The organism is Mesorhizobium sp. M7A.F.Ca.US.014.04.1.1 (assembly GCF_003998745.1).
GTDB classification, from domain to species: Bacteria; Pseudomonadota; Alphaproteobacteria; order Rhizobiales; family Rhizobiaceae; genus Mesorhizobium; species Mesorhizobium ciceri.
On the sequence record NZ_RZRW01001336.1, the window covers coordinates 1 to 615 of the forward strand.

A 615-nucleotide genomic window follows, 5' to 3' on the forward strand; every position below is an offset into this window, starting at 1 on the left:
CTCGTCGGCAAGTGGGGTTTTGCAGTTGCCAGCGGCAATTATTGCGACACATTCAGCAACTGCGATCCAGGCAGCGGCGGCAGCGTCACCTTTACCTTCGGGGCTGACGGGCGCACCTATTACGCGCTGTTCCAATCGTCTCTGGTCGACGGCTGCGGTCAGGTCCGGTCGCTGACCCTGAAAACCGGCAAGGCCTCCGTGCGCGGTTCGACCCTGGTTTTCACGCCGACGGCAGGAACCTACAAATCCGTCAATGGTTGCCGGCCCGACCTTACGGGCCTCTGGAAATTCAAGCCCGGTGACCTGAAGCCGGTCTCCTTGCGTTGGCAACTGGACGGCAACCAGTTGCGGCTGATCGACCCCGACGGCGAAGCGAGCGGCGTTTACTCGAGGAGGTGAACCTAGCGCTCGCCGGTCAGCGCGTCGATGCGGGCGCGTAACATTGCAATCTCCTCCTCGAGGGCGCTGACGCGCTCCTCGAGGCCGGAGGCAGATGAAGCAGCCGACGCAGCCTGCATGGCGATGGGGGCGATCTGCGGAATCCCGCTCAGCAGATGGACGTAACGCTCCTCGCGCTGGCCCGGTCCGCGTGGGATTTCCTGGATGAGTGGCGGT

Annotated in this window: 1 protein-coding gene and 1 pseudogene; one reads left to right on the plus strand and one right to left on the minus strand. The window is 63.7% G+C overall.

Translation table 11 applies throughout. The annotated features are described in order from the left end of the window. The coding region (locus EOA22_RS36410) for a hypothetical protein (protein WP_164756326.1) at positions 1-399 on the plus strand (399 nt) is incomplete at its 5' end. 2 nt (positions 400-401) lie between these two features. On the opposite strand, the pseudogene EOA22_RS36415 reads toward EOA22_RS36410, so the two are convergent. Then, a pseudogene (locus EOA22_RS36415) lies at positions 402-615 on the minus strand (DUF480 domain-containing protein); the annotation flags it as partial.